Consider the following 24,388-nt stretch of genomic DNA (forward strand, 5'->3'; position numbering starts at 1 on the left):
AACCAGGAGGACCGAGCCGATGAGCAGCAAAATCGCCCAGAAGACCAAAGCCAGGCCGACGCGATTGCCGAAGGGCGAGGCCGAGCAGGTGCGCATCCGCAAGGAGATCGGCCATGATTTCGCGCTGAAAGACGACAGGTTCGGCCGCAAGCGGCTGGCCAAAGGAACACAGGAGGCGGCGCGCCTCTATGAGGTCTCCAATGACGGCCACACTGCGACCGGCGGCATCGTGCGGGTGCGCAATGTCGACCCGCTGAGCGGCCTCACCTCGCTGTCGCGCCAGCAGCGCGAGGCGGGGATGCGCTACCGCCAGGATTTCCGCAGTTCGTCGGAGGCAACCGCCAAGCCGATGGCTTGGGCCGAGCGTGTCGACGGCGGCCGCACCGGCAGCGGCGTCGCAGAACACATCCTGTCCGCCGGCCGCGACCATGCCGAGGCCACCAGGGCGCTTGTCCATTGGGAGATCGCCGGCATCGTGCAAAAGGTCTGCTGTGCCGACGCAACGGTCAAAAGCCTGGCCGAACAGGCGGGCGAACCGCGCGACGTGGTGGTGAAACTACTCAAGATCGGGCTCGACATATTGGCCGTGCATTACGGCATGATGCTGATGCGCAAGCCGAGATGAGGAGCCCCGCCGATCCGGCCGGCACTACCGGCCGGATCGATCCGTCAACGACGGCAGACACGGATTCTTTCGATGATCCGGTGGTGATGACGCCAGTGCCTGATGACTTCGGTATGGCAGCGCCGGTGGTACCGGTACCGGTAGCGCGGCGCGTAGTCCTCGTTATAGACATCATAGCGGTAACGGGGGACGTACTCATCGTCGTAATCGGAATACCGATGGTGGCGATAATAATAGTCGTCGTCATAGCCGTTGCCGATGCCGATCGTGACGCTGCCGCCGGCATTGGCCGGGCCAATCACGGAAGCCGCCGAGGCGATGGCGATCACCGAGGCAAGCAGGAGCTTCTTCATAGCTACCTCCTTCATTAACGTCCCTCTAATAGAAAAACCCGCGAGGGGCAGGCTCGTTCCACAAATTAGCAAGATGCCCCCAACTGAGAGCCCCAATTAGCGCCGCGTGGGCGAAAATGCCTCTGGCTGTGCGGCAGGGTGGCCGTCGACGCAAGCCTCGAGCTGGTTGTGGTCCGCGCCGTATGTATCCCGGTGTCCCGTCAAAACAGCGACAATCGGGCGGTGCCAGTCCCGTCACCTTGCCGATCTATTGGACATGCCCCAGTTCCAGCAAAACGAAAGCGGTCGCACCCAGCACAGCGAGGGCGTAGGCCGCATAAAGAACAAGCAGCATCACCTCAAAGTCCCGGACGAAACTAGCGGCAATCCTGGTCTCCCTAGGCTCCGCCTTCTCGATGCGGTCGGCTTCCAGCTGCTCCGTTGCCACGACGAGGCAGACTATCCTGTCGTTGTCGGCCGCCTGCAATATCCGTTCGGTCAAATCGACTGCAATCACTGGATCATCGGCCAACTGATCCCGCGATAGCCGGCTTTCAGTGACGGTCTGGATTTCACGCTTTCTCACGCACGCATAATTGCGTCGACTAAATTAGGTTCCACTGAAATACCTAGTAAAATACATAGATTGCGCCCACCCGATCGCGATGGGTGAGGCGTGAGCCCAACTGCGCGGAACCCCGCCTGAGGCCCGCATTTGTCGACCGTCGAGGCGAATCTCGATCCGCATCCTCCGATCAAAGGGCGCCGGCTTCTTCATAGGCTGCTACGGTGCGCCAGTGCTGGTAGGTTGCAATGCTAAAGCCGCCAAACCTTCATATCGCGAACGCAGCGCCGACGTCTTCGGTTCTGACCGGTTATGACGAAGATCGCATGCTTACTTATATCCGGCTGCTCGACGCTTCGGCGGAAGGGACCGATTGGCGTGAGGTCGCCCGCATCGTTCTGCATATTGATCCGGAGCGGGAGCCGGAGAGGGCTTTCCGGGCGTGGGCGACACATTTGGCGCGTGCACGATGGATGACCAGGAAGCGGAACGAACTGCGCCAATTGCGTGATGAGTGGTGGGGATGAGCACCATCTAGGAACTGCCGTCCCGGTCTGGCCGTTGAGAGAGAAGGCCAACATGGAAAAGCGACCAATGACTTCTTGGCGAGCCAATACTTTCGAGCTGTGCTGCCTTCTTGCAGTTCCGCTGTCGCTTATCCTTACCGTTTTACTGGCTGGTCTCATCCTTAGCTGACCTGGCGTGGGTTGCTCGCCAAGGGCTGGTCGGTCGTGATCCGACAAGATCCCGCACTGTTACTTCACAGCCGCCGCCATCACATTCGAAAACAGCGCCCGTTCCACCGCCGGCTCCAGCGTTTCGGCGAAGGGCGTTGCCAGGTGGTGGCGGTCGCGGAAGGCTAGTTTGCCGTCGATGAAGACGTGGCAGGTGGTCTGGTCGCAAAACCGGTCGGTCATGTCGATGTAAGTGGCGTTCGGCGTCGAGCGCACGATGTCGCGCTCGACTGTGGCGATGTCGTCGTTTGCCGCCATGATCCTCGGCGTGTCGCATGTCGCGGGCGTCTGGCCCCGCCACAGCGCGCGCGCCACGCATTTGTCGGCGTAGCTTGCATTGTAGGGAACGTCCCTGATGACCGCGACCTTGATGCCGGCCTGGCTGAAGGCCTGAAGCGTCCAGGTGAGGCCCGTCCGCCACTGCGCTTGCCAATCGGCGTGCTTCAACTCCTCGGGCGATTCCTTCATCACATTGCCGATCGAGAATTCCGAAATCACCACCAGTTGCGGGTGCAGCGCGATGATGTCCTTGACCGACTGCTCGCGCCACTGGTCGCATTCGGTGTAGTCGCGCTTCAGCCGCCAGTTCCAGGTCGTCACCCGCGAAGCCCGGCAGGAGGATTTGAGAAAGGTGACGACGCGAAAATTGTTCTTCTCGGCCGCCTTGATCAGCGGCGTCGACCAATGGTCGGCATGCGAGTCGCCGAACAGCACGACCGAGCGTTGGGCATCCTTGCGGCCGAACATGCAGGGCTTCGGCTTGACGGTCTCGAAATCGAGCACGCAGCCGCCATTGGTCGCGCGCACGGTGGAGAGTTGGGCGGCGCTGTCGGCGATGACGTGCTGTTCGGGGCTGAGATTGTGCTCGGCAAAGCGCGCATTGCCATAGGCCGCCACCACGCCGGCGCCGGTCAGCGCGACGGCGGGCACCAGCGCCCGCGCTGCTCCGGCCATCAGCCAGCCATTGCGGCGGATCGGGTTCTCGACGAAATGATAGGTGAACATCGACAGAAGCAGCGTCAGCGCCGCGCAGGCAAAGCGGTCCAGGATGGACAGGTTGGGAACCACCATTGCCGCGTAGACGATGACTGGCCAGTGCCAGAGATAGAGCGAATACGACAGCCGGCCCAGCCATTGCATGGGCGGCAGCGCCAGCACTGCGCTCGGCAGATTGCGGCCGCCGCTGCCGCTGAGCAGCAGCAGCACGGTGCCGGCGACAGGCGCCAGCGCATTCACCCCGGGAAACGGTGAGTCTTCGTCCAGCATCAGATAGGCCCAGGCAATCAGCACCAGACCGAGGCATGCCTGGAACGTGGCGAGCAGCGGCCGGTCGCGCCAGATCTTTGCCGGCGCCATGGTCGCGAGCCCGCCGGCGGCGAATTCCCAGGCCCTGAGCGGCGAGAAGTAGAAGGCCCAGGGCTGCGACACTTCCGTCAGCCAGGCGCAGGCGGCGAAGGAGGCTAGGCCGGCGAGGCCAATGACGATTATAGCGGTGCGCTTGCCCGGGCGCAGCCATGCGGCCATCAAAAGCAGCGCCGGCCATGCCAAATAGAATTGTTCTTCGACCGACAGCGACCAGAAGTGGATGAAGGGGTTGTTGGTGGCGTCGGCGGCGAAATAGTCGAACGACCAGCGGATCAGCCAGAGGTTGATCATGTAGGCGGAGGCGAACATAGCGCCTTTCGAATAGAGCGCCTGTTCCTCCGGCGACAGGATGAAGTAACCAGCAAACAGCGTGGCGAGAATGACGAACAGTGCCGCCGGCAGCAGGCGCCGGGCGCGCCGGGCGTAGAAGCGCCAGAGGTTCAGCCGCCCGGTTTCGGTTATTTCCGTAACCAGGTGTTTTGTAATCAGGTAGCCGGAGATGACGAAGAAGATGTCGACGCCAGCAAAGCCGCCGGGCAGGCCGGAGAGACCAAAATGGAAGGCGATGACACCCGCCACCGCCAGTGCGCGCAGCCCTTCGATGTCAGGCCGAAATGATGCCGACACAATCACCTCGTGCAAGGAATGCCCACCTCGCAGAGGCTCGACCCGATGCGCCGATATTGCAATGCAACAAATCTAACGCAGTGCAACATAGGGCGAGGGGACAGGCTCCTCCCACTCGTCGCATGGGCGATTCGCTCACATTGGCGGTTCAGTCATGAGGCGATTGAGATGGAAGCGAAGGGTGCCGAGGCGATCAGGCCTTTTTCAAAAACTCGGTCTTCAGCACCAGGCCCTTCAGCTGCCTGGTGCTGCATGCGATCTCGCCTGGATCGCCGGTGCCGGCAATGCCATGCGGAGGCTAACCGGCGGGCTGCGAGCAGACGGGACCGCTCGGGGTGGCATTGCCACTCCGCGACATGCGTTCCGACCAGGCCATGCCGATGGCGCCACGGCAATCGAACAAAAGCCGTGGCCTTCATTGCGCGGATATTCCGGCGTAGCGACGTCAAATGGCTAAGCCGCCGTGCAGACTGGAAGGTCGCGCAATGACGGACCTGCCCGCCCTTTCGCTTGGTCCGTTATTGCGATCGGCAAGACGCCGGCGGTCACTTGTTACCGAGCTGGTTGGCCATCTTGCAGAAGTCGGCATGCGTCTTGGCAATGCCGGCGTCGCTGCATTCCTTCAACACCATGGCCCGGTCGCTCGTGGACATGGCCATCCATGCGGTCTTGAATTCGGCTTCCGACTTCATGCTCTTCATGCCGGCGTCGGTGAAGAAGGGTGACATTTTCTGCGGATCGTCGAGCGCCGAAGTGCCAGTGGCACCGGCGGCAAGCGCTGCGCCGGTCATCATCGAAAGCGCCATCGCGCCCATGCAAAGCATCTTGATGTTCATGATCATTCCTCCTGAGCTGCTGCTTTGAGGTTGTCCATCAGCGATCTACGAAGGAACGGTGTTTTGACCCAAAAGTTCCGCGTTCCGGCGCAGACATGGAACAGGATTGCCCGTGACGCCATTTATGCAAAAAATTCTACCGTGACTGAAAAATTCTACCGTGACTGAATAGCCGCGCTGCCGATCTGAAGCCCGACAAAGCCAATTAAGGTCCAGGGCAATCGGTGTCCAGTTGGGGGAGACGCTGCGAAGTTGCACGCCGGCTCAATATGCCCGATCATGGCGACGGCGGGGCGGAGGTATCAAGTGGCGGCAAATCGTCGAAACGGCGCGCACCTGTCGGAGCCCCGGCGGGCGGGCATTGTTGCCGCTGCCAGGGCGCTTCCGCGCACATCGTTGCCCAGCGTAGCGTCGGTCGTGACGGCCGTCGCGGCGCTCTATTTCGGGCGCGAGGTCTTTCTGCCAATCGCAATCGCCCTGCTGCTTACCTTTGCGCTTGTACCGATGGTGTCGGCACTCAAGCGCGCTGGCATTCCGCGTCTTCCTGCCGTGATCGCGAGCGTGCTCGGCGCATTCACGGTGCTGGCGCTGTTCTCCTTCATCGTCGCCACGCAGGTCAGTGAACTGGCGCAGAACATCCCGCTTTACCAGGCTAATATCCTGACCAAGGTCCGGTCCCTCAAGGACACCGGCGTCGGCGGCGGTATCGTTTCCAGATTGAGCCGGGTGATCGAACGCGTCGGCCAGGAACTCGACAGACCCGGACCTGTGCAACCCGCCGCCGATCAGCCTCCGCGGGAGCCGATCCCGGTCGAAATCGTCGCGCGCGAACGACCGCTCGAGGTTCTCCAGAATCTGATCGGCCCGCTGCTGAGCCCGCTGGGATCGGCCGGGCTGATCGTCGTGGTCGTCATATTCATGCTGCTCGAGCGGGAAGACCTGCGCGATCGTTTCATACGTCTCGTCGGCTACGGCGATCTGCATCGAACCACCGAGGCGCTGCAGGATGCCGGCAAGCGGGTCGGCCGCTACCTGCTCATGCAATTGGTCGTGAACATCGTCTATGCCGTGCCGATTACGTTCGGGCTTTGGGTTCTGGGCATACCCAATCCATTGCTGTGGGGCTTGCTGGCGCTGGCGCTGCGCTTCGTTCCCTATATCGGCCCGGTCATCGCGACGCTGCTGCCTCTGTTCCTGGCGCTGGCCGTGGCGCCCGGCTGGTCGCTCGTGCTATGGACCGCCGGGCTTTTCGTGGTCGTGGAACTGATCACCGGCAACGTGATCGAACCCTGGCTCTACGGCTCGCGCACCGGGCTGTCGCCATTGGCCATCATCGTTGCGGCGATCTTCTGGACCTGGCTCTGGGGGCCATTGGGCCTGGTTCTGTCGACGCCGCTCACGGTCTGCCTCGTCGTGCTCGGCCGCCATGTGCCGCAGTTCGAATTCCTCGACGTTCTGTTCGGCAACGAACCCGTGCTCGAACCGCACGCCCGGCTTTACCAACGGCTGCTGGCCGGCGATCCCGAGGAAGCGACAGACCATGCCGAGGAGATGCTGGAGGAAAACTATCTAGTCGAGTTCTACGACAAGGTCGCGATTCCCGCACTTCTGCTCGGCGAGCAGGACCGTGTGCGTGGTGTGTTGAGCGATGAGCAAAGACAGCAGGTCGCCGGCAGCGCGCTGACGATGGTGGCGAACCTCGACGACAGCGCGCAGGAGGAGGCGGAAGCGGACGATACGGCCGCGGCCGAGGACAATGGTGTACGCGAGGACAAGCAGATTCAGGGGGAGGACGAGGACGACACCGAACTGCCGGATGGCACGGGCATGTCGGTGCTGTGCGCCGGAGGGCGCGGCGAACTCGACGACGCCGCTGCCGCCATGCTGGCGCAGGTGCTCGAAGTCCAGGGCGCTACGGTGTTGAGGGCGAGCTTCGCCGATCTGGAACCGGGAAGCATTCGCCGCCTTGAACTCGACGCCGTCGATACCGTCGTCGTCGGATTTTTGAACCGCGATTCCGTCAAGCACGGCCGGTTCCTGGTCCGTCGGCTGAAACGCGCCAAACCAAGGTTGCGGGTGGGTATCGTGTTGTGGTCGGAACCCGACAGCGACAACCAGGAGGCAGACGCCAGATTGGCCAACGAGATCAATGCCGATTTCGTCGCACACGGCATGGTCGGCGCGGTGCTCGGCGCGTTGTCCAGCGCTCCGCCGGTGGCGCTGAAGGCTACCGCCAAACGCCGCATGCGCCGCTTGACGCCGGCGCGCAAGAAAGAGCCGCTCGCCGCGGCAAAATGAACGCGGCCGACGACGGCGGCAGGTCGGGTTATTACCGCTTTCGCGAAAGTGGTAATAACCAAACGGATCAGGTTATCCTCGCAAGGTCGCGCTGAACCGTCCGCCCCGGCAAACGGCGCCAACCTTCATACAGTCCAGAAATAGCGCACCGTATGGAAGAAGACCGGGGCGGCGAAGACCAGGCTGTCAGCACGGTCCATCATGCCGCCATGGCCTTCGATCAGATGGCCCCAGTCCTTGACGCCCTGATCGCGCTTGATGGCGGAGGCGACCAGCCCGCCGAGGAAGCCCATCAGGCAGGCGATGAAGGCGACGCCGGCTGCCTGCAGCGGCGAAAACGGCGTCAGAAACGACAGCAGCACGCCGAGCAGGCTCGATGCCGCCAGCCCGCCGACCAGCCCCTCCCAAGTCTTCGACGGCGAGACCGTCGGCGCCAGGAGATGCCGGCCGAACAGCTTGCCGAAGATATATTGCAGCACGTCGCTGCCTTGCACGGTGATGATCAGGAAAGCGATCAGCAACAGGTTGCGGCCTTCGAAGCCAGGCACATCGAGCGTCAGCAGCGCCGGCACGTGGCTGACGCAGTAGACCGAAATCATGACCGCCCATTGCTGCGCCGAGACGCGCTCGAGAAAGCGCTCGGTGTCGCCGTGCAGCGCGGTGATCGCCGGCATCAGCAGGAAGCAGTAGACCGGGATGAAGATGGTGAACAGGCCATACCAGGCGGTCCACACCAGCCAGTACTGGAACGGGATGACGATGCCGAACATGCCGAGCAGCACCCAGTGGTCGCTGCGGCGGCTGTGCGTCAGCGTCACGAATTCGCGCAACGCGGCGAACGAAATCAGCGCGAACAGGATGGTCATGCCGGGGCGGCCGAAGAAGAAGGCAACGGTGATCGCCACCACCATCACCCACCAGGCATTGATGCGCTGGGTGAGGTTGACCAGCGTCGGCGACAACGGCTTCGGCGCGCGCCACGACAAAACGCCGGCGACGACGCTGGCGCTGATCAGCACCGCCAGCAGGCCGACAATCAGAATGAGGGTTTCGTGCATCATCGGCAGCATTTTGCCTTGATCCTCAATCGTCTCGCTCCGGCCGGGGGTTCAGCGCCAGCAGCGTTTCGCGGGCGCGGTCGAGAAAGGCGCGGCGTTCCTCACCAGGTTGAATGGCGATCGGCGCGCCGAAGACGACGCGGCAGAGCAGCGGCACCGGCACGAATTGCCCCTTGGGCAGCACCCGCGACATGTTCTCGATCCAGCACGGGATGAGCTCGACATCGGGTCGCGCCATCGACAGATTGTAGAGGCCGGAGCGAAACGGCAGGAGCGGTTCGTCGGTCATGTTGCGCGTGCCTTCGGGAAACAGGATCAGCGAATGGCCCTGGTCGAGCACCGACAGCATGATCGAGATCGGGTGCTGCGTTTCATCCGTCCACTGCCGGTGGATCAGCACGGAAGACAGCATGTCCTCGGCGATGAACCGGCGCAGCCGCGTCTTGCCCCAATAATCGGCGGCCGCCACCGCATGGGTACGGGCGCGTTCCTTCTCGCTGAGGCAGGCCGACAGCAGGATGAAATCGCCGTGGCTGGCATGGTTGGCGAAGTAGATGCGCTGCCGGTCCGATGGCTGGCTGCCGTTCCAGATCGGCCGCACGCCGGTGACCGCCCAGGCCAGCGCCGACAGGCCGACCGAGGTCACCGTCTGCAGCAGGGTATAGGTGCTGACGCGAAGCTTTGTCATGGACGGGCTCAAAAGAATGCCGCGACGACCGAGGCCGCCGCGAACAGGCCGAACGCGATACGCTGCTTGGCGAGCAGGCGGCGCGTGCCGGCCATCCGCTGCTCGAGTGAGCGGCCGCCGGCAGTGGACTTCAGCCGCATGCGCGCCAGCACGTCGTCGATCGCCGCGCCGCCGCCTGCCTCGCTGGCGTGGCTGGCCATCAACCGAAACAGCAGCGCGTCGAACAAAAGCAGGGCCGAGAGAATGATTGTGGCTATGGCACTTGCGGCGGCGATCAGCCAGGCTACCGCGGACAGCGACGATGTTTGCGGCGCAGCCGCCAGGCCGATGACCGGCGCCGCCAGGAAGGCAGCAGCAATCAGCAGCAGCGGCCATGCCACCTGCACCATCAGCCCGGCAGCGAACGCTTCGGCCCTGTCACGATAGGCGGTCATGCCGGTGCGTCCGTGCAAAGATGCACCGGCCGGCCCGCGGCGGCGAGCTTGCCTCGCGCCTGATCGGGCGTGGCGGCCCGGCCGCTGGCGACCAGCCATTCGGCGACCACGGCGGCGCTGCGTTGGAAGCCGAGCGCACAGCAGACCAGCACCGCGCCCTGCTTCTGCGCCGCCTCGATCGCCGCCACCGCTTGCGCACGCGCCTCGCGAGACGGCGGCAAAAGGTCGACCATGGGCAGGCTCACCCAGCGGATCGAGGCGCCACGCGGCCTTTCCAGTTCGCCGGCAAGGTCGATCACCGTGCCGAAAGGGTCGGCTTCGGCGGCGGTCGGAAAACGGCCAAGGGAAACACCGTCGGCAATGACGATATGCGCCGGAAGCTTTCGCGTCCACGCCCACACATTGGCCTTGGCGCCAAGGCGGTAGGGCCAAAGCAGTAGACGGCTGGCCAGCGACACGCGGCCATCGGCTGTTTTCTGGAACACTTTGGCGCCGGCGCCGGCATAGGCGAAAGCGACTATGGCCAGCGCCAGTGCCGGCCACAACAGGATGAGCCACAGCGCCGAGACCAACGCGCCGGCAGCGGCGCCGGCCAGTGCAAGGCTTGCGCCGAGCGCATAGAACAGCGCCAACCGCCGTGCCTTCGGGTCAGCGCTCAGGCGGAAGCCGGTGAACGGCAGCTCGCTGTCGCGCGAAAACAGCCACAGGGCGAAAAGGCCGAGCAGCGCGCCGGTCGGAATGTCGATGAAATGGTGCTGCCACGTCGTCAGCACCGAGGCGCCGATCAGGAAACACCAGACATGCCAAGCGAAGCCGGCGATGCCGGTCAATCTGTAACGCCAATGGTCCCAGATGATGACCAGCAGCGCGATATGCAGCGACGGCGCCTGGTTGAAGGGTTTGTCGAAGCCGCCGAGCACGGCGAACATGAAGCCGGGCAGGCCGCTCGTCTGCGGGCGCACGAAGGTCGCAGTCAGCGGGAACAGGATGAAGCAGGCGACGGCGACGAGCTGCGCCGTCAGATAGCGGCCGGCAAGGCGGTCGACGCCGCTCTTCGAATTGTTCAACAGCAACGACAAGCCATAGAACAGGTTGATCGACCAGTAGGGCACGATCGTCCAGGCAAGGAACGGGATGCCATGCTCCCAGCCGTAGACGATGCTGCCGACATCGTCGCGCCGCGACGCCAGCCAATTGGCGAAGCCGTAGGTGGCGTAGAAGAACGGCGCCAGAAATGCCAGCCACAATGCGGCGCGCAGGACGATCCCGGGATACGGCTCGCGCGGCAAGGCCGGAAGGGCATCGCGAGGTAAGGCAGAGGCAGGCAAGTCCATGTTCAGACGCGCCGCGCGACCGAAACGGTGAAGATGCCCCACTGGTCGATGCGCTGGTCGAGCTTCTCAAAGCCGGCGGCCGCCACCAGCTGGTCCATCTCGGCCTGCGTGCGGCGGCGCATCACCCAGGCCTGGCCGCCGCGATGCGAGGTCAGGCTGCGCGCGATCATCTCGAGCTGCGGATGCCAGGGCTGGTTGGTATAGACGAGCAGGCTTCCCGGCTGCATGGCGCTGGCCAGTCCACCGAGCGAGCGGGCGATCACGGCATTGTCGGCAAACAATTCGTAGAGCCCCGAGACGATGGCGAGATCCGGCGCCGGGTCGAGCCCGGCCAGCATCGTGGCGTCGAAGGCGTCACCTTGATGGAAAGTGACGCTCGCCGGCAGCTGGCGCTCGGCGATCAGCTTGCGGCCGAGCGAGACGTTGAGCTCGGAGAAATCCTGCAGCCGTACGCTTGCCGGCGGCTCGGCGCATTTCTGCACGGCATCGAGCACGTAGCGGCCATGGCCGGCGGCGATATCGACGATATGGACCGGCCGGCCGGCGGCCTTGAACGAGGCGGCGGCGCTGCCGATCAGTTCTTCCAGATGCAGCTTGCGCTGGCGGATGCCGCGCCAGCCGATGGCATCGAGAAAGGTGCGGTCGATCATGCGGCCGATGGGGCTGATGCCCCGCGCCTCGTTCTCGTAGACATAGTCGAGCGTCGAGCCCGAATCGAAGCCGGTGGCAATCCCCGTCTTCATACCGGACGACAGCCAGGCGCCCATGCGGATCGAAGCGCGGCTCATTGCCCAGTAGAGGCCCCTTAGCGACAGCAGCGGCAGCGGCGAGGCAAGCCGGTCGGCCTCGTCGCGCGTGTAGCCGGCGCGGTCGGCCTCGGTCAGGTCGACCGGCTTTTCCGGCGCCGCGAATTGCTTTTCAAGGAAAGGCCTGATCAGGTCGAGTGCCTTGTGGCGGTCGCGCTCGCCCAGCGTGTCGTGGAAGAAGCCGGCCAAAACATGCCGCTCCTTGGCCGGGCTCGCCAGATTGACGAAAAACTCGTGCTGCGGTTCATGCCGCACCACCCAGTCACTGCCGGAGATCAGAAGCTGTGTCGGCACCGTGATGGCGCGTCCGTCGGCGACGATGCGCGCAGCATGGTCGTAGAGCTCGACCAGGATGTTGGAGGCGATCGGCCGGGTGATCAGCGGGTCGGCGTCGAAGGAGGCGATACGCTCGGGGTCATGCGTCAGGAATTTCGCCTTGACGTAGGAATTCACGAAGAAGCGGCCCTTCAGCTTCTGCCACAACGCGATGCCTTGCTTGGCGAGGGGCACGTAGAGCTTGACCGAGAAGGCTGGCGAGGCCAGCACCAGGGCGCGAATGTCGGGCGCGTAATCGTGCACCCAGGCGGCGGCAAGCACGGCGGCGAAGGATTGCGCGATCAGCGCGATGTCGCGCCGGGCAAAGCCGTCGCTGTCGATCTCGCGCACAAAACAATCGATGTCGCGCACCAGCGCGGCAAATGACGGCGCATAGCCGCGTTCGCCGGCGGAGCGGCCATTGCCGCGCGCGTCCCAGGCATAGAAGGCGTGGTCGGGCATCTGGAACTCGTCGACCAGATGCGCCATACGGCCGCCATGCTCGTGGCCGCGGTGGAACAGCAGGATGGCGCCCTTGGGGTTTTCCGACAGCGCCGGCCAATAGCGATAGAAGATCTCTGTGCCATCGTGGCTCTTGAAGCTGCGCTCCTGCGCCACCCGCTCGATATTGACTGAAGCCACGGCGGCAACCGTCTGTTGGTGAAGCATGTTGTTCTCCCTGGCGAGACCGGAATTCAGCTACCGCTCCCGTTAAGGCCGCTGCGTATCCGGTTGATGGCGGTCGCCAGCGAGAGTGTAGCCATGGCCGGAAACACGAGCGGCGTGAGCGCCGGGACCCACAGGCCGGACGCGATAAGCACCGCGAGGATGCCAAGCGCCAGCGCCCGGTCGCTTTTGCCGAACGGGCCGGCATAGTTGCGCCCAGCTCCGGCCGCGATGCCGAGCACGCCGGCGAATTCCGCGATCATAGCCGCGATAGCGAATGCAACGACGCCCCAGGCAGGAAAAATGACAGTAAAGGCCAGGATCAAAGCGAGATCGGAGACGACATCACAAAGCTCGTTGAGATACATGCCGAGCGTCGAGGCCTGGCCATGTTCCCTTGCGAGCATGCCGTCAATGGCGTTTAGCGCCATTCGCGTAAACAGCACGAGCGGCATCAGCAGAAAGACCGCGCGGCGGCCTGCAAGGGCTGCCACCGCAAGGCCGGCAGCGAGCGAGAGGGCAGCGGCCAACAGTGTGATCTGGTTGGCGGTGACGCCGGCCTTGGCCAGGCCGTCGGCAAGCGGCCGCAGCCTGGCCTGGAAGGCCGGTTTCAGCGCATAAAGCGTCGGCATGTGCGAACCCCCCGGCCGCGGTGCAAATGATGTTGGCGAGGATGGTCAATTGGCGCGCAAGACGCAAGGGCGGCGCCCTGCCATTTTTCGACATCCGGATATGTCGGCGCTAGCTTTTCCTGTCATTGTCGACCGGGAACCGTGCTGGCAAGCTTTCTTCGGCCGTGGCCCAGGCGCGACTATGATAACGCCGCAGGACGAGAATGCATGTCGCGAAGACCGCCAGCCCGCAAATCACGCCGGGCGACATGCCTCCGCCGAAAGCGGACTTAACAACGATGCCGGTGAAGGCGCCGGCGATGGCGCCGTTGATCGTGCCCACCATCCCAGCGGTGGTCATGAAATATTGCAGCGGCGAGGGGCGGAGGCCCTTGTCGACCAGCACCGCCGAGAGGTCGTCATGCGTGGAGTTGACAAGGTATCTTTGCAGGACCGGCGCCAGCTCGACGAAATAGTGGCGGATCCTGGCCATGCCGCGGGCATGCACCATGTCCTCGATGGCAACCTGCACAGCGCGCACGAAGGTGACCAGGCCGATGAAGAAAAGGCAAGGTAGCAAGATAAGGCTGAACAACACGAACGGCCTGCCCATCTCCGTGACCTGGGCGACGAAGGACAAGGCAATCGTTGCGCTCGAGACCGACGTCAGGAACAGATTGGCTCGCTGGTTCGCTTCCTGAATGGTCGCGGCGCGAGCGTTTTGCAGCACGAAATGCTCGGTCGTCAGGCACTGCAAGACTTGCTGCGCCTGGTCAGGCGGAACCGGAGCGTCGGGAGAACGGGTCATCGACATTCCCCGCTTCTGCCCGCCGGAACCGGCAGGGCAGAAGCGGGCGTCGTCCTGCTGCGAGCCATCAGGACTTGCCGTTGCCGCCGTTGATGGCGATACGCTTGGCCTTGGCCTGAGCGCGCTCCGTCTTCAGCAGCGTCACGCTTAGCACGCCGTTCCGGAACGCGGCGTTGATCTTGTCTTCGTCGACTTCGTAGCCGAGCGGGATACGCCGCTCGAAACGGCCATAGAAGCGTTCGGAGAACTGCCTGTCCTTGTCCTCAATCTCTTCACGCTTCTCGCCGCGCAGCGTCAGCACACCGTCATCGAGCAGCAGCTCGACGTCTTTCTCGTCCATTCCGGGGATCTCGGCGGTGACGCGGATCTCCTTTTCGCTATCGGAGATTTCGACGCTCGGCCAGCTGGCGCCGGCAGCGGAGAAGCCACCGAGCGACGGCAGCCTCGTGTCGAAGCCGCGGAACGCCTCGTCGAACAGGCGGTTCATTTCGCGATGCAGCGTCAGGAAGGGATCGCGATCGCCGCTGCGGAACAGGCTGGGGGCCTGATTATTCTCCCGGCCCCAGGGAATGAGATCACGAATAGCCATTGCATAGTCTCCTTTCTCGACTGGTTCGTTCAGGCAGCCTGCTTGTTTGCTTCGACCTGCGCGGCCTTCGGCCCGGTCTTCGGCGAGGAGACATCGGTCGCGATGGCGATGCGCCGAGGCTTCATCTCCTCGGGCACCTCACGTACCAGATCGATGCTGAGCAGGCCGTTGTCGAGCGAGGCGCCTGCGACCTTGACGTGATCGGCAAGCTCGAAACGGCGGGTAAAGGGCCGTGTGGCGAGGCCATGATGCAGATACTCCGCGTTGTCCGGCTCCTTATGCTGGCCGGAGACAATCAGGAGGTTGGGTTCATGAATGATTTCGAGGTCGTCCTCGGAAAAGCCAGCGACGGCGATAGTGACGCGGTAGTTGTTCTCGCTGCTGCGCGCGATGTCATAGGGCGGCCAGGCGTCGAAAGCCTGCGGCGCATTTTCCAGCAGGTTGAAGACGCGGTCGAAGCCGATGCTCGACCGATAGAGCGGGGAAAAGTCGAATGCGGTTCTCATAGCTACATCCTCCATCGAGCAACATAGATACGAGGAGCGCCAAAGAGCTGGCGCTCCCTGGTTTCGCCGGCCCCATTTCGGCGACCGGTGCCATCGATTTGGTTATTGTCCGCCGCAAGTCAAGACCCCGATGGCTCTCGCGTTGCCGGTTTTCGGGCCGGTTTTTGGTCGGTTCGGCGAGGCTGCCAATCTACTTGTGAGAGATGTCCGGCAGGAGATTGCCTGTTTGGCTTCAATCGCCAACGCCGAGTTCCCCGGCCGGTTATTGTCTGCCGCAGGTCAAGACCCAGATTCTTGTGTTGCCGGGCCCATTCCCGGCACTCGCAGATGGAGCTGACCATGACACGCGACGAGATCATTTCCGTGCTGGGCCCGGTCGACGACGCCGTTATCGCCGACATTGCGGCGACGGACGGGACGGTCCAGGAATTGCGTGAGGCCCTGGCCTGGATCGCCGCCGACGAGGCGCTGGTGAACGAAGGCCGACCGCTGCCGACGGCAAGAGTAGCGACGCTGATCGAACTGCTGCAAGGGCCGGACGAGGAGGAATAACCGCTGTTGCCGCGATGCTCTTGAACCGCGCAAAGGGACGAACCATGTCCTTCAGCGGCGCCGGCTGGTCGCCGGTGCCGCCAGCATGACGTTGCTTGCTCAAACAAGAAGACGATCAGAAAACAAGGAGGAAGTGATGGACGACGTCCGCTTCGCCGAGCCGATCACGTTGAAATTCCAATCCAGCGAGCGCAAGGTCGCCAGTAGTTGGGAAGCCATCGAATGCATGCGTCAGCAGTGGCCGGACCGTGCCCGCGGCCGGAGTTGGCGCGCCGCCTATCGGGCCTGCCGCGACGCGCTCGACGGCTGGCGCACCGCGCGAGATGCGCGCAAGGCCTTCGTCAGGGCGGCGCGCAACGCCGGATTGCTCGCCTGCGAGCCTGTCGACCACGCCGGCTAGCCCGGACCCTCCGATATTTGAACTCCAAAACAAGTTGGGGAAAAGGCAACTGCCTTTCCCCCACCGCGAGAGACTTTGCCCGCTGTCTAGCGGCAGATCGGCTTGCTCCTCAGTGGACGGTGATAATGCCGTTTACGGCCCGCCATTCGGAGGGCTGGATCAGGTGATGATGGGCGACGCGCACCGAATGCAGCGGGCCTTCGATTTCGCGCTCCCAGAAATCGAGGAAATGCTTCAGCGTCGGGAAATCGGGGGCAATATCGTATTCCTGCCAGATATAGAGTTGCAGCAGGCTCCGATGATCGGGCAGGCGATAGTGGATCTCCGCCGTGGTAAGACCAAACCCTTGCATCTGGAGCTGAAAGTCCCTGCTGGTCATGCGATCGTCCTTTCCGTTGAAATCTCGGTCCGTTGAAATCTCGGTCTGCAAAACGCCTCGCCTTCCACATAGGTTCCCGCCGCCACGAGCGGCTCCGGACCGGCGGCATTTTGAAATATCGCGCCAAAATTTGAGCCGCACTTTAGCTGAGAGCGGCTAATGTGCGAACGATTACAGTGCATTGGCACTCTCATGCGTCGAGTGCTAAAATTTTTGCGTGACCCTCTTGAAAGCAGAAAAAAGCGCGACTAGTTCGTATGCGCGCGATGCCTGATGAAGGGGTCGCGCACCCCGTGCCGGGCCGATATTGCCGGTTCGGTCAGGAGGATCTTCGAAAATCTGTTTGTCCCGAGAGGAGAACGACATGACGTTCCGTCCATTGCACGACCGTATCCTGGTCCGCCGTATCGAGGTCGACGAGAAGACCGCCGGCGGCATCATCATCCCCGACACCGCCAAGGAGAAGCCGCAGGAGGGCGAGGTCATTGCCGCCGGTCCGGGCGCGCGCGACGACAGCGGCCAATTGCAGCCGCTCGACGTCAAGGTCGGCGACCGCATCCTGTTCGGCAAATGGTCCGGCACCGAGATCAAGCTCAATGGCGAGGATCTGCTCATCATGAAAGAGAGCGACGTGCTGGGCGTTATCGAGGGCGCCGGCGAGATGAAGAAGGCTGCCTGAGTGGGCCTGAACAAGCATTCCAGTCAACGAAGCTGCCTATCGAAGGAGTGATCCAATGGCTGCCAAAGATGTGAAATTTCATACCGAAGCCCGCGAGAAGATGCTGCGCGGCGTCAACATCCTCGCCGACGCGGTGAGGGTGACGCTCGGTCCCAAGGGCCGCAACGTCGTCCTCGACAAGTCGTTCGGCGCCCCGCGCATCACCAAGGACGGCGTCACCGTGGCGAAGGAGATCGAGCTCGAGGACAAGTTCGAGAACATGGGCGCACAGATGGTCCGCGAGGTGGCTTCGAAGACCAGTGACGTCGCCGGCGACGGCACCACGACCGCGACCGTTCTGGCGCAGTCGATCGTCCAGGAAGGCGCTAAGGCGGTTGCCGCCGGCATGAACCCGATGGACCTGAAGCGCGGTATCGACAAGGCGGTCGAAGCCGTCGTCGCCGAACTCAAGGCCAATGCCCGCAAGGTGACCAGGAACGACGAAATCGCCCAGGTCGGCACCATCTCGGCCAATGGCGACGCCGAGATCGGCCGCTTCCTCGCCGAAGCGATGGAAAAGGTCGGCAATGAGGGCGTCATTACCGTCGAAGAAGCCAAGACCGCCGAGACGGAGCTCGAAGTCGTCGAAGGCATGCAGTTCGACCGCGGCTATCTCAGCCCCTATTTCATCACCAATCAGGACAAGATGCGCGTCGAGCTCGACGAGCCCTATGTGCTGATCCACGAGAAGAAGCTGTCCAACCTGCAGGCGCTGCTTCCGGTGCTGGAGGCGGTGGTGCAGTCGTCCAAGCCGCTGCTGATCATCGCCGAGGACGTCGAGGGCGAGGCGCTGGCGACGCTGGTCGTCAACAAGCTGCGCGGCGGCCTGAAGGTCGCGGCCGTCAAGGCACCGGGCTTCGGCGATCGCCGCAAGGCCATGCTGGAGGATATTGCCATCCTGACCGGCGGCACGGCAATCAGCGAGGATCTCGGCATCAAGCTCGAGAACGTCACGCTCAACATGCTCGGCCGCGCCAAGAAGGTGGTGGTCGAGAAGGAAAACACCACGATCGTCGACGGTGCCGGCTCGAAGAGCGAAATCCAGGGCCGGGTCTCCCAGATCAAGGCGCAGATCGAGGAGACCACCTCCGACTATGATCGCGAGAAGCTGCAGGAGCGGCTGGCCAAGCTCGCCGGTGGCGTCGCCGTCATCCGCGTCGGTGGCTCGACCGAGATAGAGGTCAAGGAGCGCAAGGATAGGGTCGACGACGCCATGCATGCCACCCGTGCCGCGGTCGAGGAGGGCATCCTGCCCGGCGGTGGCGTGGCGCTGCTGCGGGCGGCAAAGGCGCTCGACAATATTCAGGTCGACAATCCCGACCAGAAGACCGGTGTCGAAATCGTGCGGCGCGCGATCGAGGCTCCGGTGCGCCAGATTGCCGAAAATGCCGGCGCCGAAGGCTCGATTATCGTCGGCAAGCTGCGCGAAAAGCAGGAGTTCTCGTTCGGCTGGAACGCGCAGACCGGCGACTATGGCGATCTCTTCGGCCAGGGCGTCATCGATCCGGCCAAGGTGGTGCGCACCGCTCTGCAGGATGCCGCTTCCGTCGCCGGCCTGCTGGTGACGACCGAGGCGATGGTGGCCGAGAAGCCGAAGAAGGAAGCTGGCGCGCCGGCAATGCCCGGCGGTGGCGGCATGGACTTCTAAAGCCAGGCTTCCAAAGCGCGACTTCGAAACGGCAGATGGACCGTGTCCGCCAAAAGCGGGCACGGTCTTGCCGGTCCGGGACTAATGCTGAGCAGGTGTTGCCATGGATATGATGGACAGTTTTGGAAAGATCGCGGCGCCGACCCGCCCGAAAAACGATTTCAACTATGAAGCCGACTGCAGGGCGGCGCTGGCGCCTTTGGTCGACGGCTTGCTGGATATGGCCGAGTCGGCCGGCTGGGACCGCCGCAAGGCGGCCTACACGCTGATGTTTCTATCGGCTCAACGCGTGGGGGCCGGCACGGAGGAGCGCAAATGATCGCGGCGCGGATGCGCGAATGCCTGCGCCTGCTGCGGTGGTCGGAAAACGATTTCGCCGAAGAGGCGGGATACCCGCTCGCCAAGGCAAAGGCGTGGCTCTACGGGCGCGAACATCCGCCGCTGGGCGTGGCGGCCTGGCTCGAAGCGCTGGTCAAGGTGCATCGGCTGCTGCCGCGGCCGGGCATGCCCCCGATTGCGTCCAACTCGCAGATCGGTGGCATCGTTCTGCAGGCGGCCCTCGAGGATCGAAGCGCCCGCGCGGTGGAGTTCCGAAAGGAGCCGATTGAGCCAGGAAAGGAGAGTGTCATGGATCGTGCTTCGTTCGACAAGCCGGTTAATATCCTCACCGGCCTCGGTACACCGACGAAGATAGAAAGCGCGGCTGAGGCCTATGCACTTTTGGCTGAATGGCCGGCAACGAGCCGGACGGCCGCGCATGACATCGCCGCAAAAGCGTGCCGTGCAGCACTGGAAGGAGAGATCGACGCCGAAACGGCGCGCGCCACCTTCGTTGCCTTCGCCCGCCGCAACGACCTGCTTGCGCCGCAGACGAACGGGATGGTTGCCGGCGAGAGCGTTGCTGGCGCGACCGTTGCCGACTGGGCAACGCGCCCACAGCGCGTCAACGCCCCGGCCTGAGCGAGTGCCAATCTCCCTCCTTGAGGGGGAGATGTCGCCGAAGGCGACAGAGGGGGTCGGTACGTCCTGGCGCGACGCCATATTGGACGAAAGAGAAAGTTGGCGCCTCACGCGCGGCGCCCCCCTCTGTCCTGTCGGACATCTCCCCCTCAAGGGGGGAGATTACGCGCTCAGCCGCTTTCGCTTGCTAAGCCATCGGCAGCAGCCGGCGCATGATCAGCGAGGCGTGGCCGCCCACGCCGTGTGCAGCCGGCCGGCGCTCGACGACCTCGAAGCCGTGCTTGCGATAGAAGGCGATTGCGCGGTCGTTGCCCTCGATCACTTCCAGGGCGATGCTGGGAATACCCGCATGCGCGGCAAGAACGGCATGCAGCAGGTCGGCGGCAAGGCCGGTGCCGTACTCGCTTTTGTCTATATGGAGCCGCTCGAGCATGACCTCGCCCTTGTCGTCCATCGCTGCCATCGCATAACCGGCGAGCGAGCTGTCAGCCCGCTCGGCGACGAAGGACATCTTGTTGTCGTCCCCGAGCTCGGACGCCAGCCGCTCCGGCGCGTGCCTCTCATCCGACAGCCGTGCCGTGGTCGCGGCACCCAGGATCGGCGAATAGGTCTGTCGCCAGGACCCTCCAAGCAGCCGCGACACCGCCGGAACATCCTGTTCGGTCATGGTTCTTATTTGAGGCATCGCCACCTGCCGTGCAGTTTATGGCACCGCAGCGTTCGCTCGGCCATCACCGCATTACCCGCGATTTCAGCCAGCGGTCGAAGGCCACGGCGAGGATGAGGATCAGGCCGATGACGATGCTTTGCGTGTAGGACGAGACGTTGTTGAACTGCAGCCCATTCTGCAAGACGCCGATCAGTCCTGCACCGACCACCGTGCCGCCGACGCTGCCGATGCCGCCGAACAGCGAGGTGCCGCCGATAACGACCGCCGAGATCACCGTCAGCTCGTAGCCGATGCCGGCGACGGCTTCGGAGGAGTTGAGCCGCGCCGACAAAACGAAGGCGGCAAGGCCGGCGAAGAAGCCGACGATGATGTAGACCGAGATCAGGATGCGGTCGACGCGCAGGCCGGAGAGGCGCGCGGCCTCGGCATTGCCGCCGACTGCGTAGACCGCGCGGCCGTAGCGCGTGTAGCGCAGCACGATGTGGCAAAGGATGGCGGCAATCGCGAAGATGATCGCCGGCACCGGTACCGGGCCGATCAGGCCGGTACCGAACCAGCGCATCGAGGCGTCGAAGCCGGAGATCGGGCCACCATTGGAGATGGTCAAGGTCAGGCCGCGAAACACGGTTAGGCCGCCGAGCGTGACGACGAAGGGCGGCACTTTCAGCCTGGTGATGGCAAAGCCCTGGACGCCGCCGGCCACGGCGCCGACGACGACGGCGGCGAGAAGGGCGGCGAACCAGCCATAGCCCTGCGTGCCCGTTGTCGACAGCGACAGCGTGTTGGCGGTGCCGCCTTTGGCCACCACCGCCGCGACCATGCCGCAGAAGGCGAGCAGCGAGCCGACCGACAGGTCGATGCCGGCGGTGAGGATGACGAAGGTCATGCCGAGCGCGATCAGGCCGGTGATCGAGATCTGGCGCATGATGTTGAACAGGTTGATCGGGTCGATGAAGCTCGGCTTCAGCACAGTGAAGACGACGATCAGCAACGCCAGGAACATCAGCGGGCCGAAGCTCATCAGCAGGCGCGCAATATTGACGCCACCGCGCTGGCTCCGTTCGGTCGTACTGGTCATTGCGTTGCTTCCTGCTTCTGGTCGAGCGCCATCAGTTCCATCAGTTTCTCCTCGGTCGCCTCGACGCCGGGCATCTCGCCGGTAATGCGCCCGCGCCGCATGGTGACGATCCTGTCCGACACTGCAAGCACCTCGGGCAGCTCCGAAGAGATCATCATGATGGCGATGCCGCGCGCGGCGAGTTCCACCAGGATCTGGTGCACTTCCGCCTTGGCGCCGACATCGACGCCGCGCGTCGGTTCATCGACGATCAGCACCTTGGGATCGCGCGCCAGCCAGCGGGCAAGGATCACCTTCTGCTGGTTACCGCCGGACAGGCCCTCGATCGCCTGCTCGGGCGAAGCCATGCGGATCGACAGCATCTTCCTGTAGTTCGCCAGCGCCTCGCGTTCGCGCCGCTCGGCCATGAAACCGACACTGGAGTAGCGGTCGAGCGCGGCGATCGAGAAATTGGTGAGGATGGCGAGTGCTGCGAAGATTGCCTGGTGCTTGCGGTCCTCCGGCACCAGGCCGATGCCGAGCTCGATGGCGTCGGCGGGTGATGCCGGCGCGATCGGCTTGCCGTCGAGCATGATGGTGCCGGCGGCAATGCGGTCGGCACCGAAGATGGCGCGGGCGAGCTCGGTGCGGCCGGAACCGACGAGCCCGGCGACGCCGAGGATTTCGCCCGCCTTGAGGTCGAGATCGACGCCTTCGAGTACGATGGCGTGCGGCGCCTGCGGATCGCGCACCGTGCGCAGGCCGCGCACAGAGAGCCGGACGTCGCCGGCGACATCGCGCTGCGTCGGCCTGGCATAGAGCTCGGAAGCGGCACGGCCGACCATCTTCTCGATGATCTTCGGCAGCCTGATCGGCCCGCCTTCGCGGTCGAGATGGCCGGCCAGCCTGCCGTCGCGCAGCACGGTCATACGGTCGCAGATCGCCGATGCCTCCTCCAGCCGGTGGGTGACGAACATGATGGCGACGCCATCCTTGCGCAGCCGGTCCATGATCGACATCAGCCTGTGCACTTCGGTCTCGGTCAGCGCCGAGGTCGGCTCGTCCATGATGATCAAGCGGCTCTTCAGCGATAGCGCGCGGGCGATCTCGACCAGCTGCTGCTCGGCCACCGACAGTGCGGAAACCGGCGTCGCCGGGTCGAGATTGAGCCCGACGCGAGCGATGATCGTGCGGGAATCTTCCTCCATTCGCCGCCAACTGACCAGCCCGAACCGGCCGAGCGGCGCGCGGCCGATGAAGATATTCTCCGCCACGGTCAGCGTCGGGATCAGGCTCAGCTCCTGGTAGATTGTTACGATGCCGTGGCGCTTGGCATCCTGCGGATTGTGCGGGCTGAATTCGACACCGTCGAAGACGATGCGGCCGCTGGACGGCGGCATCACGCCGGACAGGATCTTGAGCAGCGTCGATTTGCCCGCTCCGTTCTCGCCGAGCAGGCCGAGGATCTCGCCGGGGCGGACTTCAAGCGAAACGTCGTTCAGCGCGGTGACGCCGGCAAAGCGCTTGGTCACGCCCTCGACGGCGAGCAGGGCGGGCGATGGCGCAATGGCTTCGACTGGCAAAGGATGCTCCTTGAATTGTGGTCCACCCGAAAGGCCACGGGACAGCGCCCCTCTCTGTCGTGCCGGACATCTCCCCCTCCAGGGGGGAGATCGGATGTCACCCAGGCTTTCGCTACTCCGGCGTTGAAGAGAAGGCGACGCGTTGAAACTGCCAATCTCCCCCCTTGAGCGGGAGATGCCCGGCAGGGCAGAGGGGGCGCGACAGAACGCTGCTTTTGGCGCTGTGCGCCCTCGGCGCTTACTTCGTCTCGCCCAGCCTCTCCGCCTTGTCGAGATTGTCCTTGCCGATGACGATCGGCGTCAAAAGCACCAGCTTTTCCTTCGGCTCGGTCTTGTCCCTGGCGTAGGCGACCGCGATCTGCACCGCAGTGCGCGATTGTTCGCCGGGGAATTGCTCGACCGTTCCGGCCAGCTTGCCGTCGCGCACGGCGACCAGCGCTTCGGGAAGCGCGTCGAAGCCGTAGATCTTGACGTCGGTGAAGTTGCGCGCCGCGCAGGCTTCAACCGCGCCAAGCGCCATGTCGTCATTGGCGCAGATGATCGCGTCGGGCTTGCCGTTGGCCGCAAGGCCGGCCTCGGTGACGGACAGCGCCTCGGCGCGGGCGAAGTTGGCGGTCTGCTCGAAGATGATCTGGTACTTGTCCTTCATCGGATCGAGGACATTGTGCACACCCTTGTTGCGGTCGATCGCCGGGCCGGCACCGGGCTGGCCCTGCAGATGGAAGATCTTGGCGCCGTTCGGGAACGCCGCCACCATGGCCTGCGCTTCGGCCTCGCCGCCTTTGACATTGTCGGCGCCGACATGGGCGAGGATGCCCTCGACGCCGTCGACGCGGCGGTCGATGGTGACGACGGGAACGCCGGCCTTGACCGCTTCTTCGATGGCTGGGGCCAGCGCGTTGACGTCGAGCGGCGAGATGACGATGGCGTTGACCTTCTGCACGAGTGCCGCCTCGATGTCGGCGGTCTGCTTGGGCGCCGAGTTCTGGCCGTCGCTCTCGATCAGGTTGACGCCCTGCGCCTGGGCTTCCGCCTTGATCTGGTTCAGCATGTGCACGAAGAACGGAAAGCCGAGGCTCGGCACCGAGCCGAGGATGGTCAGCTTGTCCTGGGCAAAAGCCAGTTGCGGAGCGGCCACCGCCAGGGCGCCCATCGCCGCGGTCGACAGCAGGAATTCACGTCTGTTGATCAATTTAGTCTCCTCCCAGATGAGCGCACGACCCC

The 24,388-nt window shown here is 63.9% G+C and carries 27 protein-coding genes and 1 pseudogene; 9 read left to right on the forward strand and 19 right to left on the reverse strand.

Going from position 1 to position 24,388, the window contains the following annotated elements; all coding sequences use genetic code 11:
• Positions 1 to 19 precede the first annotated feature (19 nt).
• Positions 20 to 625, forward strand: a complete 606-nt coding sequence (locus tag NKI63_RS24565; RefSeq protein WP_352475566.1) for a DUF6456 domain-containing protein — start codon at positions 20 to 22, stop codon at positions 623 to 625.
• Between the two features lie 44 nt (positions 626 to 669).
• Here NKI63_RS24565 and NKI63_RS24570 read toward each other — a convergent pair whose 3' ends face one another.
• Together NKI63_RS24570 and NKI63_RS24575 are read right to left on the reverse strand one after the other, a co-directional pair.
• Complete coding sequence (locus NKI63_RS24570) at positions 670 to 978, reverse strand: hypothetical protein (protein ID WP_292664589.1); 309 nt, start codon at positions 976 to 978, stop codon at positions 670 to 672.
• A 247-nt stretch (positions 979 to 1,225) separates the two neighbouring features.
• Positions 1,226 to 1,543, reverse strand: a complete 318-nt coding sequence (locus tag NKI63_RS24575) for a hypothetical protein (RefSeq protein ID WP_352691793.1) — start codon at positions 1,541 to 1,543, stop codon at positions 1,226 to 1,228.
• A gap of 227 nt (positions 1,544 to 1,770) precedes the next feature.
• Here NKI63_RS24575 and NKI63_RS24580 point away from each other — a divergent pair, with 227 nt between their 5' ends.
• Positions 1,771 to 2,049 (forward strand): DUF2285 domain-containing protein, encoded by a 279-nt coding sequence (locus tag NKI63_RS24580; protein WP_352475563.1) that lies wholly within the window; start codon positions 1,771 to 1,773, stop codon positions 2,047 to 2,049.
• Between the two features lie 228 nt (positions 2,050 to 2,277).
• On the opposite strand, the gene NKI63_RS24585 is transcribed toward NKI63_RS24580, so the two are convergent.
• The 3 genes and pseudogenes from NKI63_RS24585 to NKI63_RS24595 all read right to left on the reverse strand — a co-directional run bounded on the left by NKI63_RS24585 (position 2,278) and on the right by NKI63_RS24595 (position 5,084).
• Positions 2,278 to 4,248 carry an acyltransferase family protein gene (locus NKI63_RS24585; RefSeq protein WP_352691792.1) on the reverse strand — a complete coding sequence of 657 codons (1,971 nt, stop codon included), beginning with the start codon at positions 4,246 to 4,248 and terminating at the stop codon, positions 2,278 to 2,280.
• Between the two features lie 193 nt (positions 4,249 to 4,441).
• Positions 4,442 to 4,537, reverse strand: a pseudogene (locus tag NKI63_RS24590) (alkylphosphonate utilization protein); the annotation flags it as partial.
• A gap of 256 nt (positions 4,538 to 4,793) precedes the next feature.
• Complete coding sequence (locus NKI63_RS24595; protein ID WP_254819668.1) at positions 4,794 to 5,084, reverse strand: hypothetical protein; 291 nt, start codon at positions 5,082 to 5,084, stop codon at positions 4,794 to 4,796.
• A 306-nt stretch (positions 5,085 to 5,390) separates the two neighbouring features.
• Here NKI63_RS24595 and NKI63_RS24600 point away from each other — a divergent pair, with 306 nt between their 5' ends.
• The gene (locus NKI63_RS24600; protein WP_352507803.1) at positions 5,391 to 7,382 is read left to right on the forward strand and encodes an AI-2E family transporter; all 1,992 of its coding nucleotides are present in this window, start codon (positions 5,391 to 5,393) and stop codon (positions 7,380 to 7,382) included.
• A gap of 125 nt (positions 7,383 to 7,507) precedes the next feature.
• Here the strand turns inward: NKI63_RS24600 and NKI63_RS24605 are convergent, their stop codons facing one another.
• The 9 genes from NKI63_RS24605 to NKI63_RS24645 all read right to left on the reverse strand — a co-directional run bounded on the left by NKI63_RS24605 (position 7,508) and on the right by NKI63_RS24645 (position 15,197).
• On the reverse strand, positions 7,508 to 8,443 hold the full coding sequence (locus NKI63_RS24605) for a phosphatidate cytidylyltransferase (protein WP_254819727.1): 936 nt from the start codon (positions 8,441 to 8,443) through the stop codon (positions 7,508 to 7,510).
• Between the two features lie 22 nt (positions 8,444 to 8,465).
• Positions 8,466 to 9,128: a lysophospholipid acyltransferase family protein gene (locus tag NKI63_RS24610; protein ID WP_254819667.1), complete on the reverse strand. Its 663-nt coding sequence runs from the start codon at positions 9,126 to 9,128 to the stop codon at positions 8,466 to 8,468.
• A gap of 8 nt (positions 9,129 to 9,136) precedes the next feature.
• Positions 9,137 to 9,562 carry a hypothetical protein gene (locus NKI63_RS24615; protein ID WP_352691790.1) on the reverse strand — a complete coding sequence of 142 codons (426 nt, stop codon included), beginning with the start codon at positions 9,560 to 9,562 and terminating at the stop codon, positions 9,137 to 9,139.
• A complete protein-coding gene (locus NKI63_RS24620; RefSeq protein WP_352823693.1) occupies positions 9,559 to 10,896 on the reverse strand; it encodes a phosphatase PAP2/dual specificity phosphatase family protein in 1,338 nt (445 codons plus the stop codon). The genes NKI63_RS24615 and NKI63_RS24620 overlap by 4 nt, the downstream gene beginning before the upstream one ends.
• A 2-nt stretch (positions 10,897 to 10,898) precedes the next feature.
• On the reverse strand, positions 10,899 to 12,686 hold the full coding sequence (locus NKI63_RS24625; protein WP_352705279.1) for a bifunctional alpha/beta hydrolase/class I SAM-dependent methyltransferase: 1,788 nt from the start codon (positions 12,684 to 12,686) through the stop codon (positions 10,899 to 10,901).
• Positions 12,687 to 12,712: 26 nt separating this feature from the next.
• The gene (locus tag NKI63_RS24630) at positions 12,713 to 13,315 is read right to left on the reverse strand and encodes a CDP-alcohol phosphatidyltransferase family protein (protein ID WP_254819663.1); all 603 of its coding nucleotides are present in this window, start codon (positions 13,313 to 13,315) and stop codon (positions 12,713 to 12,715) included.
• Positions 13,316 to 13,424: 109 nt separating this feature from the next.
• Positions 13,425 to 14,102, reverse strand: a complete 678-nt coding sequence (locus NKI63_RS24635) for a hypothetical protein (protein WP_352507800.1) — start codon at positions 14,100 to 14,102, stop codon at positions 13,425 to 13,427.
• 67 nt (positions 14,103 to 14,169) lie between these two features.
• Positions 14,170 to 14,691, reverse strand: coding sequence for an Hsp20/alpha crystallin family protein (locus tag NKI63_RS24640; RefSeq protein WP_352823697.1), 522 nt, complete (start codon positions 14,689 to 14,691; stop codon positions 14,170 to 14,172).
• Between the two features lie 29 nt (positions 14,692 to 14,720).
• The gene (locus NKI63_RS24645) at positions 14,721 to 15,197 is read right to left on the reverse strand and encodes an Hsp20 family protein (RefSeq protein WP_352823700.1); all 477 of its coding nucleotides are present in this window, start codon (positions 15,195 to 15,197) and stop codon (positions 14,721 to 14,723) included.
• 339 nt (positions 15,198 to 15,536) lie between these two features.
• On the opposite strand from NKI63_RS24645, the gene NKI63_RS24650 reads away from it, so the two are divergent.
• Together NKI63_RS24650 and NKI63_RS24655 are read left to right on the forward strand one after the other, a co-directional pair.
• Entirely contained in the window at positions 15,537 to 15,749 is a 213-nt protein-coding gene (locus NKI63_RS24650; protein ID WP_352475551.1) for a hypothetical protein, read from the forward strand.
• 136 nt (positions 15,750 to 15,885) lie between these two features.
• Positions 15,886 to 16,149, forward strand: a complete 264-nt coding sequence (locus tag NKI63_RS24655; protein ID WP_254819658.1) for a DUF982 domain-containing protein — start codon at positions 15,886 to 15,888, stop codon at positions 16,147 to 16,149.
• 109 nt (positions 16,150 to 16,258) lie between these two features.
• Here NKI63_RS24655 and NKI63_RS24660 read toward each other — a convergent pair whose 3' ends face one another.
• A complete protein-coding gene (locus NKI63_RS24660) occupies positions 16,259 to 16,528 on the reverse strand; it encodes an usg protein (protein ID WP_023718102.1) in 270 nt (89 codons plus the stop codon).
• Between the two features lie 364 nt (positions 16,529 to 16,892).
• Between NKI63_RS24660 and NKI63_RS24665 the strand changes: the two genes are divergently transcribed.
• From NKI63_RS24665 to NKI63_RS30775, 4 genes are all read left to right on the forward strand, one after another.
• Positions 16,893 to 17,207, forward strand: a complete 315-nt coding sequence (locus NKI63_RS24665; RefSeq protein ID WP_254819656.1) for a co-chaperone GroES — start codon at positions 16,893 to 16,895, stop codon at positions 17,205 to 17,207.
• 55 nt (positions 17,208 to 17,262) lie between these two features.
• On the forward strand, positions 17,263 to 18,894 hold the full coding sequence (gene groL, locus NKI63_RS24670; RefSeq protein WP_352507798.1) for a chaperonin GroEL: 1,632 nt from the start codon (positions 17,263 to 17,265) through the stop codon (positions 18,892 to 18,894).
• Between the two features lie 103 nt (positions 18,895 to 18,997).
• Entirely contained in the window at positions 18,998 to 19,213 is a 216-nt protein-coding gene (locus NKI63_RS24675) for a hypothetical protein (protein WP_254819654.1), read from the forward strand.
• Complete coding sequence (locus NKI63_RS30775; RefSeq protein WP_502896260.1) at positions 19,210 to 19,854, forward strand: DUF982 domain-containing protein; 645 nt, start codon at positions 19,210 to 19,212, stop codon at positions 19,852 to 19,854. Before NKI63_RS24675 ends, NKI63_RS30775 begins: the two co-directional genes overlap by 4 nt.
• Positions 19,855 to 20,041: 187 nt before the next feature.
• Here the strand turns inward: NKI63_RS30775 and NKI63_RS24685 are convergent, their stop codons facing one another.
• The 4 genes from NKI63_RS24685 to NKI63_RS24700 all read right to left on the reverse strand — a co-directional run bounded on the left by NKI63_RS24685 (position 20,042) and on the right by NKI63_RS24700 (position 24,353).
• Positions 20,042 to 20,521, reverse strand: coding sequence for a GNAT family N-acetyltransferase (locus NKI63_RS24685; RefSeq protein ID WP_352823705.1), 480 nt, complete (start codon positions 20,519 to 20,521; stop codon positions 20,042 to 20,044).
• A gap of 64 nt (positions 20,522 to 20,585) precedes the next feature.
• On the reverse strand, positions 20,586 to 21,602 hold the full coding sequence (locus tag NKI63_RS24690) for an ABC transporter permease (protein WP_352507796.1): 1,017 nt from the start codon (positions 21,600 to 21,602) through the stop codon (positions 20,586 to 20,588).
• Positions 21,599 to 23,164: a sugar ABC transporter ATP-binding protein gene (locus NKI63_RS24695; RefSeq protein ID WP_352507795.1), complete on the reverse strand. Its 1,566-nt coding sequence runs from the start codon at positions 23,162 to 23,164 to the stop codon at positions 21,599 to 21,601. The genes NKI63_RS24690 and NKI63_RS24695 overlap by 4 nt, the downstream gene beginning before the upstream one ends.
• A gap of 238 nt (positions 23,165 to 23,402) precedes the next feature.
• A complete protein-coding gene (locus NKI63_RS24700; protein ID WP_352507835.1) occupies positions 23,403 to 24,353 on the reverse strand; it encodes a substrate-binding domain-containing protein in 951 nt (316 codons plus the stop codon).
• Positions 24,354 to 24,388 lie beyond the last annotated feature (35 nt).

The organism is Mesorhizobium sp. M0410, assembly GCF_040321435.1.
Classification (GTDB): domain Bacteria; phylum Pseudomonadota; class Alphaproteobacteria; order Rhizobiales; family Rhizobiaceae; genus Mesorhizobium.